The sequence below is a fragment of the Kitasatospora sp. NPDC004289 genome (assembly GCF_053602875.1).
Map to the genome: position 1 here is coordinate 1 of NZ_JBSGEL010000033.1, position 14,890 is coordinate 14,890.

At 74.2% G+C, this 14,890-nt stretch carries 16 protein-coding genes; 8 read left to right on the top strand and 8 right to left on the bottom strand.

Annotated features, from left to right (window positions below; translation table 11 throughout):
• Positions 1–271: 271 nt before the first annotated feature.
• The 4 genes from ACWEPF_RS22390 to ACWEPF_RS22405 all read right to left on the bottom strand — a co-directional run bounded on the left by ACWEPF_RS22390 (position 272) and on the right by ACWEPF_RS22405 (position 4,020).
• Positions 272–1,555, bottom strand: a complete 1,284-nt coding sequence (locus tag ACWEPF_RS22390; protein ID WP_452173884.1) for a sensor histidine kinase — start codon at positions 1,553–1,555, stop codon at positions 272–274.
• On the bottom strand, positions 1,552–2,217 hold the full coding sequence (locus ACWEPF_RS22395) for a response regulator transcription factor (RefSeq protein ID WP_452173885.1): 666 nt from the start codon (positions 2,215–2,217) through the stop codon (positions 1,552–1,554). The genes ACWEPF_RS22390 and ACWEPF_RS22395 overlap by 4 nt, the downstream gene beginning before the upstream one ends.
• 334 nt (positions 2,218–2,551) lie before the next feature.
• Positions 2,552–3,568, bottom strand: a complete 1,017-nt coding sequence (locus ACWEPF_RS22400; RefSeq protein WP_452173886.1) for an aldo/keto reductase — start codon at positions 3,566–3,568, stop codon at positions 2,552–2,554.
• Positions 3,514–4,020, bottom strand: a complete 507-nt coding sequence (locus ACWEPF_RS22405; protein ID WP_452173887.1) for a MerR family transcriptional regulator — start codon at positions 4,018–4,020, stop codon at positions 3,514–3,516. Before ACWEPF_RS22405 ends, ACWEPF_RS22400 begins: the two co-directional genes overlap by 55 nt.
• Positions 4,021–4,126: 106 nt before the next feature.
• Between ACWEPF_RS22405 and ACWEPF_RS22410 the strand changes: the two genes are divergently transcribed.
• Together ACWEPF_RS22410 and ACWEPF_RS22415 are read left to right on the top strand one after the other, a co-directional pair.
• A complete protein-coding gene (locus ACWEPF_RS22410; protein WP_345287774.1) occupies positions 4,127–4,954 on the top strand; it encodes a serine hydrolase domain-containing protein in 828 nt (275 codons plus the stop codon).
• A complete protein-coding gene (locus ACWEPF_RS22415; protein WP_452173888.1) occupies positions 4,951–5,454 on the top strand; it encodes a hypothetical protein in 504 nt (167 codons plus the stop codon). Before ACWEPF_RS22410 ends, ACWEPF_RS22415 begins: the two co-directional genes overlap by 4 nt.
• 7 nt (positions 5,455–5,461) lie before the next feature.
• Here the strand turns inward: ACWEPF_RS22415 and ACWEPF_RS22420 are convergent, their stop codons facing one another.
• From ACWEPF_RS22420 to ACWEPF_RS22430, 3 genes are all read right to left on the bottom strand, one after another.
• The gene (locus ACWEPF_RS22420; protein ID WP_452173889.1) at positions 5,462–6,121 is read right to left on the bottom strand and encodes a response regulator transcription factor; all 660 of its coding nucleotides are present in this window, start codon (positions 6,119–6,121) and stop codon (positions 5,462–5,464) included.
• On the bottom strand, positions 6,118–7,332 hold the full coding sequence (locus ACWEPF_RS22425; protein ID WP_452173890.1) for a sensor histidine kinase: 1,215 nt from the start codon (positions 7,330–7,332) through the stop codon (positions 6,118–6,120). The genes ACWEPF_RS22420 and ACWEPF_RS22425 overlap by 4 nt, the downstream gene beginning before the upstream one ends.
• 70 nt (positions 7,333–7,402) lie before the next feature.
• Positions 7,403–8,182, bottom strand: a complete 780-nt coding sequence (locus ACWEPF_RS22430; RefSeq protein WP_452173891.1) for a pirin family protein — start codon at positions 8,180–8,182, stop codon at positions 7,403–7,405.
• Between the two features lie 179 nt (positions 8,183–8,361).
• Here ACWEPF_RS22430 and ACWEPF_RS22435 point away from each other — a divergent pair, with 179 nt between their 5' ends.
• The 6 genes from ACWEPF_RS22435 (at position 8,362) to ACWEPF_RS22460 (ending at position 14,083) form a co-directional block, all read left to right on the top strand.
• Entirely contained in the window at positions 8,362–9,558 is a 1,197-nt protein-coding gene (locus ACWEPF_RS22435) for a PucR family transcriptional regulator (protein WP_345287785.1), read from the top strand.
• A 90-nt stretch (positions 9,559–9,648) separates the two neighbouring features.
• Positions 9,649–10,587, top strand: coding sequence for an ACP S-malonyltransferase (locus tag ACWEPF_RS22440; protein ID WP_345287762.1), 939 nt, complete (start codon positions 9,649–9,651; stop codon positions 10,585–10,587).
• Entirely contained in the window at positions 10,584–11,615 is a 1,032-nt protein-coding gene (locus ACWEPF_RS22445) for a beta-ketoacyl-ACP synthase III (protein WP_345287760.1), read from the top strand. The genes ACWEPF_RS22440 and ACWEPF_RS22445 overlap by 4 nt, the downstream gene beginning before the upstream one ends.
• A gap of 82 nt (positions 11,616–11,697) precedes the next feature.
• Positions 11,698–11,943, top strand: coding sequence for an acyl carrier protein (locus ACWEPF_RS22450; protein WP_345287758.1), 246 nt, complete (start codon positions 11,698–11,700; stop codon positions 11,941–11,943).
• A 114-nt stretch (positions 11,944–12,057) separates the two neighbouring features.
• Complete coding sequence (locus ACWEPF_RS22455) at positions 12,058–13,323, top strand: beta-ketoacyl-[acyl-carrier-protein] synthase family protein (RefSeq protein ID WP_452173892.1); 1,266 nt, start codon at positions 12,058–12,060, stop codon at positions 13,321–13,323.
• A 70-nt stretch (positions 13,324–13,393) separates the two neighbouring features.
• Positions 13,394–14,083, top strand: a complete 690-nt coding sequence (locus ACWEPF_RS22460; protein WP_452173893.1) for a DUF4253 domain-containing protein — start codon at positions 13,394–13,396, stop codon at positions 14,081–14,083.
• 7 nt (positions 14,084–14,090) lie between these two features.
• Here the strand turns inward: ACWEPF_RS22460 and ACWEPF_RS22465 are convergent, their stop codons facing one another.
• Entirely contained in the window at positions 14,091–14,585 is a 495-nt protein-coding gene (locus ACWEPF_RS22465) for a DUF3145 domain-containing protein (protein ID WP_345287752.1), read from the bottom strand.
• Positions 14,586–14,890 lie beyond the last annotated feature (305 nt).

The window sequence follows — 14,890 nt, forward strand, 5'->3', positions numbered from 1 at the left end:
ACCTGAACGGCTGATCCGCCGTCAGATGGGTGAGGGGGAGACGGCATTCCGATTGTCCTGACCGCTCGGGCGACCGCGGAGGAGGAGAGCGTGCAGCGGTGCGGCGGCGGGCCGCCGCCCGGGGGCGGTGCGGGGGGCGGACGGTGGGGTGCACGGGTCGTTCCGATCGGTCGCGAGGTCCGGGTACGTCACGGAAGCCTGGCCGAGGTGACCTGAGGTTTCGCTGAGGACGGCCACCGCCGGGCGGTGACGCGCCGTCAGGGCCCCTCGGTCACGGCTGCTTGCGCACCGGCACGCGCAGGACGAAGCGGGCGCCGCCCCGGGCGCTGGGCACCACGGTGAGCGAGCCGCCGTGGGCGTGCGCGACCCAGGCGGCGATCGACAGCCCGAGCCCGCTCGACCCGGCACCGCTGTGGAAGCGCTCGAACAGCGACCGGGCCCGCTCGGGCGGGATGCCGGGCCCCGCGTCGTCCACGGCCACCGTGCCGTCCGCCCCGACGGTGATCTCGACCTCGGCCGGGCGGCCCGGCGCGTGGCCGTGCAGCAGCGCGTTGCCCAGCAGATTGGCGACGGCCCGGCGCAGCAGGCCCGCGTCGCCCCGCACCACCACCGGCACGGACCGGACGGTGACCAGGTGCCCGTCCGCCGCCGGGGTGTCGGCGACCACCGCGTCGACCAGCTGGTCGAGCCGCAGCGGCTCCCGCTCCAAGGGGACGGCTCCGGTCGTCAGCCGGGCGCGGACGAGCAGGGCGTCGACCAGCTCGCCCATCCTGGTGGCCTGACGCAGCGTCCGGCGCATCACCTCCGTCCCGTCGGCCTCGCCCCGCAGACCGGTCTCGGCGAGCAGCCGCACGGAGGCGACCGGGGTGCGCAGGTCGTGGGCGGCGTCCGCGAAGAACGCCTCCTGCTGCTCGATCGCCGTCAGGGCCGGCCGGACGGCCCGCCCGGCCAGCCGGCTCCCGGCCAGGGCCGAGAGGGTCACCAGCACCGCGCAGGCGCCGGCGAGCAGCAGGACCAGGCGGTCCTGGTCGTCCAGCTGGCCGGAGACGTCGACGGCGGCGACCAGCACGCCGTCCAGGTTCTCCTCCTCCGGGCCGACGAACGGCAGGGCGCAGAGCCGGAGCCGGTGGCCGTTCGCCGCGGTGGCGGTGCCGTGGACCTGCTCCCCCGACCGGCCGGCCTCGGCAGCCACCGCCCGCAGCGCCTCGGCCGGGACGGCCAGGCAGGGCCGGTGCGCGGCGGCCAGCGGCGTCACCTCGCCGCCGGTGCCGGTGAACAGCGTCACCGGCGGGCAGTCGTAGGCGCCCTCCTGGGGATCGGGGTACGCGAAGGTCCCCTCCTCGACGTAGCGCAGGTCGGCGTAGACCTCGTTGACCCGCAGGGTGAGGTCGGCGTCGACCTGGGCCCGCCAGGAGGAGTCGGCAGCCCGCACCGCGACGACCGCCATGCCGACCAGCCCGAGTGCGCTGACCAGGGCGAAGAGCAGCGCCGTCCGCCGCCGCAGGCGGTGGATCCGGCCGGCCGGGGTCGGGGCGGCCGCGCGGCGGCGTCTCACGGCTCCCGCTCCAGCCGGTAGCCGACCCCGCGCACGGTATGGATCAGCGGCGGATCGCCGAGCTTGCGGCGCAGCTGGGAGACCAGCACCTCGACCACGTTGGAGTTCGGCTCGGTCAGCTCGTCCCAGCAGCGCTCGATCAGCTCGCTGCGCCGCACCGCCTCGGCGGGGCGGGCGGCCAGGGTCTCCAGGACGGCGAACTCCTTGGTGGTGAGGGAGAGCAGCACGCCGTCGCGGTGCACCGTGCGGCGGGCGGTGTCGATCTCCAGCCCGCCGATCCGCACCACCGGCGGGCGGGGCACCGCTGTGCGGCGGCACAGGTTCCGCACCCGGGCGACCAGTTCGGGCACGGCGAAGGGCTTGACCAGGTAGTCGTCGCCACCGGTCGCGAAGCCCTCGACCCGGTCGGCCACGGTGTCGCGGGCGGTGAGGAAGAGGACGGGGGTGGTCCGGCCGTCCTCCCGCATCCGCCGCACGTACTCCGCCGAGTCGCCCGCGGGCAGCATCCGGTCGAACACCGCGCAGTCGTACGCGGTGACGAAGAGCGCCTGGTCGGCCTCGGGGAGGTCCGCCGCCTCGTCGACGGCGAGGCCGCTGCCGCGCAGCGCGGCGGACACCGCGAACCGCAGGTCCTCGTCGTCCTCGACCACCAGTACGCGCATGCCGGTCACCCTACGGTCTGTCTCCTCGACGGGGTCGGTGGTGGCGCCGCGCGGTGGTGCGCGCGGGCGGGCACCGCCGGAGGCCCCGTCCGGTCCGTCGGGAGGGCGCACCTCGACGGCGTCCGCCAGGTCCCGCCGAGGACGCGCCCCCGATCACCCGGACGGGTGCCCGGGAGGCCGAGGCGGCGCTCTTCCCGGGCAGGGGGGATGCCGGGGAGGCGCCCGCCTCGACGTGGCCGAGGGTGCCAGGGCGAACCTGAGGATTTCGTGAGCCGCCGGGGCGGGAGGCCGCCTGACGAGTGGTCAGGCAGCCTCCCGCCCCGTCGCGGTGCGGTCACTCGCGGGCCGCCGAGGTGGAGCTCATGTCGGCGTAGCGGTCGCCGGTGACCTGCCCCGAGATCGGCTCCAGCAGGGCGAGTTCGGCCCCGGTCAGCTCCACCGTGGCGGCCGCGGTGTTCTCGGCAAGCCGGGTGCGCTTGCGGGTGCCCGGGATCGGCACCACGGTCAGGCCGTGCACCGCCGCCCGCTGGTGCACCCAGGCCAGCGCGACCTGGGCCGGGGTCAGGCCGCGCTCGGCGGCGATCGCGCGGATCGGCTCCACCAGCGCCGCGTTGGCCGCCGCGTTGGCGCCGCTGAACTGCGGGTGGTAGCGCCGGTAGTCGCCCTCGCTGAGCGTCTCGGCGGCCGCGAAGGAGCCGGTCAGGAAGCCCCGGCCGAGCGGCGAGTACGGCACGAAGGTGACGCCCAGTTCGGCGGCGGCCGGCACGGCGGTGCGCTCCACGTCGCGGGAGAAGACCGACCACTCGGACTGCAGCGCGGCGATCGGGTGCACCGCGTACGCCTCGCGCAGCTCCGCCCCGGTCACCTCGGACAGGCCCAACTCCCGTACCTTGCCCGCCTGGACGAGCTCGGCCATGGCGCCGACCGACTCGGCCAGCGGCACGGCGGGGTCGCGGCGGTGCATGTAGTAGAGGTCGATCTCGTCCACGCCCAGGCGCTTGAGCGAGGCGTCGACGGCGGAGCGGATGTACTCCGGGTCGTTGCGCACGGCCCGGTAGCGCGGGTCCTCGGCGCGGCGCTCGATGGCGAACTTGGTGGCCAGCACGACGCGGTCGCGGTTGGCCCGGACGAAGGGGCCGATCAGCTCCTCGTTGGCGCCGGAGCCGTAGATGTCGGCGGTGTCGAAGAGGGTGACGCCCGCCTCCAGCGCGGCGTCCAGGGTGGCCAGCGCCTCGGCGGTGTCGGTCGGGCCGTAGAACTCGGACATGCCCATGCAGCCGAGGCCCTGGGCGCCGATCAGCCGGCCGCCGCGACCGAGGGGGACGGTGGGGAGGAGGTGCTGCTGCTGCACTGCTTGCTCCTGGTCTGTTCGTCGTCGAGGGCGCCCGAGTAGAGCTCGATCTTGTGGTCCAGCACCGCCAAGGTGGCGTGCAGGTCGCTGAGTTGGCGCCGGATGTCCTCGCGGTGCTCCACCAGCAGCTCCCGGCGGTCGCCGAGGGTGTGGTCGCCCGCGCGGAGCAGCTCCACGTAGCGGAGCATGTCGGCCACCGGCATCCCGGTCAGCCGCAGCCGGTTGAGGAACTCCAGCCGGCGCAGGTCCCGGTCGCTGTACCGGCGCTGCCCGGAGTGCGAGCGGTCGACCCGGTCCAGCAGGCCGATCCGCTCGTACCAGCGCAGCGTGTGCGCGGTCAGGCCGGTGGCCTCGGCGACCTCGCCGATGCCGTGCCGGGGCGTCGGATCCGCCTCGGTGGTCTGCTGCCCGCGGGCCTCGCAGCGCTTCAGGACTGTCTGGATCGTCGTCACGCGGTGCCCCCTGTGGAAGTGACGCTCACGAAGCTACTGACTTGGAGTGCACTCTAGGCAAGCACCGCGCCCCGGCCCGCCACGGCGAGTCGTTAGAGTTCGGGGCATGGAGAGCTTGCGGATGATCGAGGACTGGCCGGTGCCGAACGCGGCGGCCGCGGTGGTACGGGCCGACGGGACGGTGCTCGGCGCGGCCGGGCCGCAGCAGCACCTCTTCCCGCTGGCCTCCGTCACCAAGCTGCTGACCTCCTACGCGGCGCTGGTCGCGGTCGAGGAGGGCGTCTTCGAGCTGGACGACCCGGCCGGGCCCGAGGGCTCCACCGTCCGTCACCTGCTGGCCCACACCTCCGGGCTGGCCTTCGACGAGCACCGCGTGATGGCCCCGCCCGGGGACCGCCGCCTCTACTCCAACGCGGGCTTCGACGTCCTCGCCGACACCCTGGCCAAGGCCTCCGGCATCGCCTTCGCCGACTACGCCGCCGAGGCCGTCTTCGCCCCGCTCGGCATGACCTCCACCCTGATTAACACCGCCCACCGCGCCCCCGCCGGGGCCGGCGGCCTCTCCACCGCCGCCGACCTGGCCCTGTTCGCCGCCGAGCTCCAGGCCCCCCGCCTGCTCGACCCCTCCACCGTGGCCGCCGCCACCCGCGAGGTCGCCTTCCCCGGCCTGAGCGGCGTCCTCCCCGGCTTCGGCCACCGCCGCCCCAACGACTGGGGCCTCGGCTTCGAAATCCGCTCCGACAAGTCCCCGCACTGGACCGGCACCGCCAACTCCCCCGCCACCTTCGGCCACTTCGGCCAGTCCGGCACCTTCCTCTGGGTCGACCCGACGGCCGGCCTGGCCTGCCTCGCCCTCACCGACCGGGACTTCGGCCCCTGGGCGGCGGAGGTCTGGCCGCAGCTCTCCGACGCGGTGCTGGCCGAGGCCGCGTGAGACGGGCCCGGGCGGCGCTGCTCGCCGCCTGCGGCCTGGCTCTCCTGACCGGCTGCACCCCGGGAGACCTGCCGCTCGTCGGAGTGCAACTGGACGCCCAGGGTGCCCCGCAGGCCCTGCTGCGCAGCTGCGACGACCACGGCCGGATCCGGTACCCGCAGCTGTTCGCCATGGAGCCGGCCGCGGTCGCGACCGAGCACTACTGGCCGGACGACAGGTGGACGGTGTGGAAGTCCACCGTCGCCCGGCCGAAGGCCGCGGACTTCCCGCTGTTCGCCCCGCCCGCCGACTGGGCCGTCGCCACCAGTGGCCCGCAGTCACTGGATCCCGGCCGGGTCTACCGGCTCGGCTTCAGCGATCCGGACAAGTCCTACGACTACAACGCCACGCTCACCTTCGACGCGGCCCGGCTCGCCGCCCTGCAACCCGGGCAGGTGCTGACCGACAAGGGCGTGCTGTCCCGGGAGGACTTCGACAAGGCCGCTCGGAAGGCCTGCTGACGGCACGTCACCCCGGCAGGCCAGGGACGACCAGGCCGGACTCGTAGGCGATCACCACCGCGTGGGTGCGGTTCTGGGCGCCGAGTTTGGTGAGCACGTTGCCGACGTGGGTCTTCACCGTCTCCTGGCTGACCCGGAGGGCCTCGGCGATCTCCGGGTTGGACAGGCCGGTGGCCATCTCCCGGAGCACCTCCTCCTCACGGAGCGTCAGGGCGGCCCGGGGCAGCGCCTCGGCGGAGGAGAGCGGGCGGGGCGCGACCATCCGCCGCAGGGCGGCGGGGAAGAGGATCGCCTCCCCCGCCGCCGCCACCCGGACCGCCTCGGCGATCTCCCGGACCGGGCGCCGCTTGAGCACGAAACCACTGGCCCCGGCGCTGAGCGCGGCCGTCACGTAGCCGTCGTTCTCGAAGGTGGTGATCACCACGACCTTCGGCGGGGCCGGTTCGGCGAGCAGCTCCCCGGTCGCCTCGATGCCGTTGCGGCGCGGCATCCGGACGTCCATCAGGACCACGTCCGGCCGCAGCTCCCGGGCCCGTTCGACCGCCTCGACCCCGTCCGCCGCCTCGCCGGCCACGGTGAGGCCGGGCTGCGCGGAGAGCAGGGTGCGCAGCCCGCTCCGGGTGACCGCGTCGTCGTCCGCGATCAGCAGCGAGACCGGCTCGCTCACGCCGGCACCCGCGCGGGCAGACTGACCGTCAGCCGCCAGACCCGCGCCCCGTCCGGGCCGGCCGTCAGCCCGCCGTGCAGCAGCGCCACCCGCTCGGCCAGGCCCCGCAGGCCGCGCCCGTACGGCGGGAAGGAGGCCGGGCCGGTGCCGGTCGCGTTCACCACCGTCAGCTCCAGCCCCTCCGCCCCGGCCACCACCCGGAGCTCGACCGGACCGCCCGCGCCGTGCCGCAGTGCGTTGGTCAGTCCCTCCTGGACGATCCGGTAGGCCGCCCGGGAGAGCGCGCCCGGCAGCTGCCCGAAGTCGCCGGACAGCTCCGGCGCCACCTGCACGCCCGCGTGCCGCAACCGCTCCAGCAGCTCCGGCAGGTCGGCCAGCGTCCGCGTCGGCGTGGTGCCCGCCTCCTCCTCGCGCAGCACCCCGAGCACGTGGTCCAGGTCCTCCAGCGCCGCCCGGGCCGACTCCTCGATGGAGCGCAGCGCGGCCCGCGCCGCCGTCGGGTCGGCCTCCAGCACCTCACCCGCCACCGCCGCCTGGATGGTGGCCGCGGTCAGCGTGTGCCCGATCGAGTCGTGCAGCTCCGTCGCCAGCCGGTTCCGTTCGGCCAGCGCCCGCTCCCGCTCGGTCGAGGCCACCAGCCGCTCCGCCGCCGAGGGGCCCAACAGCCGTGGCGCGGACCACCGCAGAGCACCCGTCACCACCGCGCAGAGCGCGGCCGTCAGCAGCAGGCAGAGCACCCCGGCCGGCCAGGTCCACCAGCCGTTCACCGGCGGCGCCCAGCCGTAGAGGTCGATCTCGGCCTCACCACCGAGCCAGGCCCCGGGCAGCGCGACCCCCATGAGCAGCAGCAGCCCACCGAGCAGGGCCACCACCCAGCCCAGCGCCACGAGCAGCAGCAGCCACAGCGGAGTACGCCAACGACCGCCCCCGGCAGCCGACTTGACCGGCACCGGCACTGCCGCCCCCAGCACCCGCCGGGCCAGCGAGGCCAGCACCCGCCGCACCCCCGGCAGCAGGCCGCCGACGGCGACCAGCGCCGCCCACAGCACCAGGGTCATCCCCCAGAGCACGGCCGCCGGCGCCGACTTCCAGGCCAGCCCCGGTACCAACGCGAACATCAACGGCAGCACGCTGAACCCGGCCGTGAAGGCCGCCAGCAGAGCACCCGTGTACGTGGAGCCGCGCAGCAGCGGCCTGATTCCCCTGATCATGGACGCCAGTATCTCCGGGCCGTCCGTGGACGACCTCCCCCGATCGGGGGAGCGTCCGGGGCCCCTCGGCTCAGCCGTAGCGGACCGGGGAGTGCATCTCCCAGAGCAGCAGCTCCGCGCCTTCCTCCCCCGCCGTGGGGTCGGCGAAGGCGGTGCCGGTGGCGCGGACGCTGTCGCCGGGGGCCATGGTGCGGCCGCCGCCCTGGGGGCCGGGGACGGTGCGGTAGCCGAGGGAACCCTTCGTCAGGTGGGCGTAGCGGTAGGGGGCTTCGGGGAGTTCGGGGAGCGGCTCCCACGGCCCGGCGGTCACCAGCCACAGCGCGGCGTCGGAGCGGAGCAGGCGCGGGGCGTCCGTGGCGGCGTCGCGCGCGAGGCCGGAGGCGAGCAACGTCAACCCTGCGCCGGACGGGGTCACCCGGGCGAGGCCGTAGGCGGGGGCGGCGTCGAAGGTGTCGGGCTGGAGCCACATCTGGACGAAGCGGACCGGCCCGTCGGCGCCGCCGACGTTGCGTTCGGTGTGGGTGATGCCGGAGCCCGCGCTCTGCACCTGGACCATTCCCGGCCGGACCACGCCCGCGTGACCGTGGCCGTCGCGATGGGCGAGGGCGCCGTCCAGGACCCAGGTGACGATCTCGGTGTCGCGGTGCTTGTGCTCGGCGTAGCCCGCGCCGGGCGCGATCGACTCCTCGTTGACGGCGAGCAGTGCGCCGAAGGAGGTGTTCTTCGGGTCGTAGTGCCCGGAGAAGGAGAAGGCGTGGAGGGTGGAGATCCCCGGCTCGGGCGCGGAGGCGTAGCGCTCGGCGGCGCGGCGGTGGTCGGCCCGGGGGCGGGAGGAGGCTGCGTCGGTCACCCGGCCCACGGTAGCCGGTGTGACCGGGGCCACCGCGTCGATCCGGCGGGGGCGGGTACGAGCCGCCCCGAAGGTGAGGCAGTCTTGTCCCTGTGCCATCCGCTTCAGCGAATTCCGACAAGAAGTCAGCCCCCACGACCGAGCAGCCCGAGCAGCCGAGACCGCGCCGGGGCGGGCGGCTGACCGCTCAGGAGCGCAGGCTCGCCACCGAGCGGGCCGAGCTGCGGGCCGCCACCCTCAAGCGGCTGGAGAAGTCCTCCGGCAAGCTGGCCACCGCCGCCATCGCGCGGATGGACGACCAACTCGGCTGGTACCGGCGGATGCCGCCGGAGCACCGGTCCTGGATCGGCCTGGTGGCCCAGGCCGGCATCGCCGCCTTCACCGAGTGGTACCGGCACCCGGACGCCCCGCAGGCGATCTCCACCGACGTGTTCGGCACCGCCCCGCGCGAGCTGACCAGGGCCATCACGCTCCGTCAGACCGTGGAGCTGATCCGCACCACCATCGAGGTGATGGAGGAGGCGATCGAGGAGGTGGCCGCCCCGGGCGACGAGGCCGGGATGCGCGAGTCGGTGCTGGTCTACGCCCGCGAGATCGCCTTCGCCACCGCCCAGGTGTACGCCCAGGCGGCCGAGGCGCGCGGCGCCTGGGACGCCCGGCTGGAGGCCCTGGTGGTGAACTCGCTGCTCTCCGGCGACGCCGACGAGGGCGTGCTGTCCCGGGCGGCGGCGCTCGGCTGGGGCCAGCCGAGCCAGGTGCGGGTGGTGATGGGCTCCGCCCCGGACGGGGACAGCGAGTTGGTGGTGGAGGCGATCCGACGGGCCGCCAGGTACGCCAAACTCCAGGTGCTGACGGGTGTGTTGGGCAAGCGGCTGGTGGTGGTGGTCGGCGGCGACAAGGAGCCGGTGCACGCCGCCCGGGCGCTGATCGGCCAGTTCGCCCCCGGCCCGGTGGTGGTCGGCCCGACCGTCGGCGACCTGCTCTCGGCGACCCGCTCCGCGCACGCCGCCGCGGCCGGCCTGAAGGCCTGCGCGGCCTGGCCGGACGCTCCGCGCCCGGTGCTGGCCGACGACCTGCTGCCCGAGCGCGCGCTCGCGGGGGACCAGGCGGCCCGGCGCCAACTGGTGGAGGAGATCTACACACCGCTCGACGAGGCGGGCTCGGCACTGCTGGAGACGCTGAGCGTCTACCTGGAGCAGGCCTCCTCGCTGGAGGGCGCCGCCCGGATGCTCTTCGTCCACCCGAACACCGTGCGCTACCGGCTCCGTCGTGTGACCGACGTCACCGGCTATGCTCCCTCGGACGTGCGATCGGCCTTCACCCTGCGGATCGCGCTTGCCCTGGGCCGACTCGGCTCGGCAGCCGAACAGGATTGACGCCGCTGTAGGGACCCCACAATCCGGCGTCCTTTTATTCGTTACCGTCGCCTACCCGTCCCCGGGTGCCTGGCGAGAGAGGGTTGAACCGTGCTCGTAATCGTCGCCCCTGGGCAGGGTGCCCAGACCCCCGGATTCCTCACCCCCTGGCTCGAACTGGACGGCGCCGCCGACCGGTTGCGGGCCTGGTCCGACGTGGCCGGGCTCGACCTGGTCCGCTACGGGACCGAGGGCTCCGAGGAGGAGATCAAGGACACCGCCGTGGCCCAGCCGCTGCTGGTGGCCGCGGGCCTGCTCACCGCCACCGAGCTGTTCGGCGCCGTCACGGGCGGCCCGTACGCGGCCGTGGCCGGACACAGCGTCGGCGAGATCACCGCGGCCGCGCTGGCCGGGGTGCTGAGCGCCGACGAGGCGCTGGTCTTCGTCCGCGAGCGCAGCCTGGCGATGGCCGAGGCCGCCGCCGCGACCCCGACCGGCATGACCGCGCTGCTCGGCGGCGACGCCGAGGTGGTCGCCGCGAAGCTGGCCGAGCACGGCCTGACCGCGGCCAACAACAACGGCGGCGGCCAGCTGGTCGCCGCCGGCACGCTGGCCCAGCTGGAGGCCCTCAAGGCCGACCCGCCGGCCGGTTCGCGGGTGATCCCGCTGAAGGTGGCCGGTGCCTTCCACACCGAGCACATGGCCCCGGGCGTGGAGCGGCTCGCCAAGCTGGCCCCCACCCTGACCACCGCCGACCCGGCGGTCGCGTACCTGTCCAACAAGGACGGCGAGGTCGTGCAGGACGGCACCGAGGTGCTCGCCCGGCTGGTCTCGCAGGTGTCCAACCCGGTCCGCTGGGACCTCTGCATGGAGACCCTGCAGCAGCTCGGTGCCACCGCCGTCATCGAGCTCTCCCCGGCCGGCACCCTCACCAACCTGGTCAAGCGCAACGTCAAGGGTGTCGCGACGCTTGCCCTCAAGACTCCGGCCGACCTCGACAAGGCGCGCGCGCTGGTCGAGGAACACGGCGGGCAGGAGCTGGACGCATGACGACCCCTCAGATCCGCCCCGCCACCGGTGCGGCGCACTCCCGCATCCACGGCGTCGGCGGCTACCGCCCCGTCCGGGTCATCCCGAACGCCGAGGTGCTCAACTGGATCGAGTCCTCGGACGAGTGGATCCGCAGCCGCAGCGGCATCACCGAGCGCCGCTGGGCCGGCCCGGAGGAGACCGTCGCCGAGATGTCGGTGCAGGCGGCCGGCAAGGCGATCGCCCAGGCCGGGATCGCCCCGGAGCAGATCGGCGGCGTGATCGTGGCCACCGTCTCGCACCTCAAGCAGACCCCGGCCATCGCCACCGAGATCGCCGAGCGGCTCGGCTGCGGCACCGCCCCGGCCTTCGACATCTCGGCCGCCTGCGCCGGCTTCGGCTACGGCCTGAGCCTGGCCGACGGCATGGTGCGCGGCGGCAGCGCCGAGTACGTGCTGGTGATCGGCGTGGAGCGGCTCAGCGACCTCACCGACACCTCGGACCGCTCGACCGCCTTCATCTTCGGCGACGGCGCCGGCGCCGCGATCGTCGGCCCGTCCGACACCCCCGGCATCGGCAAGGTGATCTGGGGCTCGGACGGCTCGCAGAAGGACGTCATCTCGCAGACCCAGGCCTGGGACACCGCCTTCGCCAAGGAGGACGCCGTCAACGGCGCCGGCGAGGAGGTCAAGTGGCCGGCCCTGCGGATGGAGGGCCAGACCGTCTTCCGCTGGGCCGTCTGGGAGATGGCCAAGGTGGCCCAGCAGGCGCTGGACGCCGCCGGGGTCACCGCCGACCAGCTCGGCGCGTTCATCCCGCACCAGGCCAACATGCGGATCACCGACGCGATGATCAAGGCCCTGAAGCTCCCCGAGGGCGTCCCGGTGGCCCGCGACATCGCGGAGACCGGCAACACCTCGGCGGCCTCCATCCCGCTGGCGATGGAGCGGATGCTGGAGAGCGGGGAGGCCCGCAGCGGCGACCTCGCCCTGATCATCGGCTTCGGGGCCGGTCTCGTGTACGCCGCCGCAGTCGTTACCCTCCCCTAGGCGCGGTCTTCCGACCCGCCATCAGAAATCGTGCGACGGCCCGCCGGGCGGTCGTGTTCAACACCGAAGAGGAGCAGCCAGAATGGCTACCAAGGACGAGGTTCTGTCCGGTCTCGCCGAGATCGTCAACGAGATCGCGGGCATCCCGGCCGAGGACGTCGAGCTCGACAAGAGCTTCACCGACGACCTGGACGTCGACTCGCTCTCCATGGTCGAGGTCGTCGTGGCCGCCGAGGAGCGCTTCGACGTCAAGATCCCGGACGACGAGGTCAAGAACCTGAAGACCGTCGGCGACGCGGTGGACTACATCCTCGCCAACGCCGCCTGATCTTCCGTCAGCGCCAGCTGACCGCCCGGGCGGCCGGGGTCCCCTCCCCGGCCGCCCGGTCACCCCACCCCCCGGCAACGCCGCCACCTGCCACACGTGAGAGAAGAAGAACCAGTGACCGCTGAAAACCGCACCGTGGTCGTCACGGGTATCGGCGCCTTCACGCCGCTGGGCGGCGACGCCGCCTCGTTCTGGGAGGGCCTCACCTCCGGCCGCTCCGGCGTGGCCGCGCTGACCGAGGAGTGGGCCGCCGAGCTGCCGGTCCGGATCGCCGCTCGCACCGCGATCGAGCCGGGCGAGATCCTCCCCCGGCCGCTGGCCCGCAAGCTGGACCGCTCGGCGCAGTTCGCGCTGATCGCGGCCCGCGAGGCCTGGGCCGACGCCGGCTTCACCGCCTCCGCCACCGCCGAGGGCTCGGAGCTCGCTCCCGAGCGCCTGGGCGCGGTGATCGCCTCCGGCATCGGCGGCGTCACCACCCTGCTCGACCAGTACGACGTGCTCAAGGAGCAGGGCGTCCGCAAGGTCTCCCCGCACACCGTGCCGATGCTGATGCCCAACTCCCCGGCCGCCAACGTCGGCCTGGAGGTCGGCGCCCGGGCCGGCGTGCACACCCCCGTCTCCGCCTGCGCCTCCGGCGCCGAGGCGATCGGCTACGCGATCGAGATGATCCGCTCCGGCCGCGCCGACGTCGTGGTGGCCGGCGGCACCGAGGCGGCGATCCACCCGCTGCCGATCGTCGCCTTCTCCAACATGATGGCGATGTCCAAGAACAACGACGCCCCGCAGCACGCCTCCCGCCCGTACGACAAGGGCCGGGACGGCTTCGTGCTCGGCGAGGGCGCCGGCGTGGTCGTGCTGGAGTCGGCCGAGCACGCGGCCCGCCGCGGCGCCCGGGTCTACTGCGAGGCCGTCGGCCAGGGCCTGTCCTCGGACGCCCACCACATCGCCCAGCCCGAGCCGACCGGTGCCGGCGTGGCCCGTGCCATCGCCGACCTGTTCGAGCACAACGAGCTGGACAAGGCCGAGGTCGTGCACGTCAACGCGCACGCCACCTCGACCCCGCAGGGCGACACCGCCGAGATCAAGGCGCTCCGCAAGGAGCTCGGCGAGCACCTCGACCACGTGGCCATCTCCGCCACCAAGTCGATGACCGGCCACCTGCTCGGCGGCGCCGGCGGCATCGAGACCGTCGCCACCGTGCTGGCCCTGCACCACCGTCTGGCCCCGCCGACCGTCAACGTCGACAACCTCGACGACGACATCGAGGCCGACATCGTCCGCGGCGAGCCCCGCACCCTCCCCGAGGGCCGGATCGCCGCGCTGAACAACTCCTTCGGCTTCGGCGGCCACAACGTGGTGCTGGCCTTCCGCACCGTCTGAACCCGAGCCTGACGGCCCGTCGCACGAATCCCCTTCGTGCGGCGGGCCTTCGGCGTTCTAGGGTGCACGAATGATCGAGATGCCCGTCGCCGTACCGTCCTGGCTGCACCCGCTGGAGACCGAGTCGGTGGTGACGGACGCCGGGCTGACGCTGCACGGGCTGCTGCTGGAGCGCCAGGACGCCGACCGGGCCTGGCGGCACTTCCTGGACCGGCACCCGGAGACCGGCTGGTACCCGTTCCTCCGCGGCGGCGGGCCCCGGCTGCTCCGCCGGCACCCCGCGCCCGACCGGGTCCGGCAGCACCTGGAGTACGCCGAGCGGGGCGACGCCACCGCACTGCTGGAGTCGTACGTGGCGCTGGCCGCGGCCGAGCCGATCGAGCTGCCCTGGCCTCCGGTGGAGCGGCCGCCGCACAGCCGGGTGCCGGACCGACCGCTCTGGCTGCTGCTGGCCCCGGCGGCGGCCGGGCACGAACTCCCGATCCTGCTCGACCCCTTGGTGACCGGCTTCACGGACTTCGACGACCGGTCGATACCGGCGCACGCCCACGCGGCGGTGCTCCGCGACTGGCACCGGCGGTTCGGCGCCGAGGTCCACTACGCGGCCGGCTCCACCCTGGAGCTCGTGGTCGCCCGGCCCCCGGCCGACCGCACCGCCGCACTGCGCGCGGCCCACGAGCTGCAGGCCTACTGCCCGGACGTGGACCAGGAGAGCGAGGGCACGGTCACCGGGCGGCGCTGGGCCCTGTGGTGGGACTGACCCGTCGTCAGACCACCTGGTGGAGCCAGCGGACCGGGGCGCCCTCGCCGGCGTAGCGGAAGGGCTCCAGCTCGTCGTCCCAGGGCTTGCCGAGCAGGCGGGCGAGCTCGGCCTCCAGGTCGGTGCCCTCGGTCTTGGCCCGCAGCAGCACGGCGCGCAGCCGGTCCTCCGGGATCAGGATGTCGCCGTGGATGCCGGTCACGGCGTGGAAGATGCCGAGTGCCGGGGTGGAGCTGTAGCGCTCGCCCTCGGCGGTGGAGCAGGGCTCGCTGGTGACCTCGTAGCGGAGCAACTGCCAACCGCGCAGGGCGGACGCCAGCTTCGAGGCGACGCCGGGCTCCCCCTGCCAGGAGAGCTCGGCCCGCCAGTGGCCGGGCGCGGCGGGCTGGCGGATCCAGTCGAGGCTGATCCGCACTCCGAGCACGCCCGACACCGCCCATTCGACGTGCGGGCACAGCGCGCGGGGCGCGGAGTGGACGTACAGGACTCCACGTGTCGTCACCGGGACCTCCAGGCTGTGGACGAGGGTCGCCTTCCCCAGCTACCTCGTGCCCGTCGCCGGTCTGCGCTGCTCTGGTCTGATGCGTAACTGTCTCGGTCGTACTGCCCCCGCCGTGCGCAACTTATTCGACATATAGGTAATTAAGTTGAGCAAAACGGACAGCTTTCAACCCAATGCTAGCCCGATCCGCACCGAGGTCTACCCTCGGCCCCGATCTCTCCCCCGAACGGCCCCATCCAAGAAGCCTCCACCGTAGCGCCGCTGACGCCGCCACAGTTGACGGCCCGTCGGATCGGCGGTGGTGC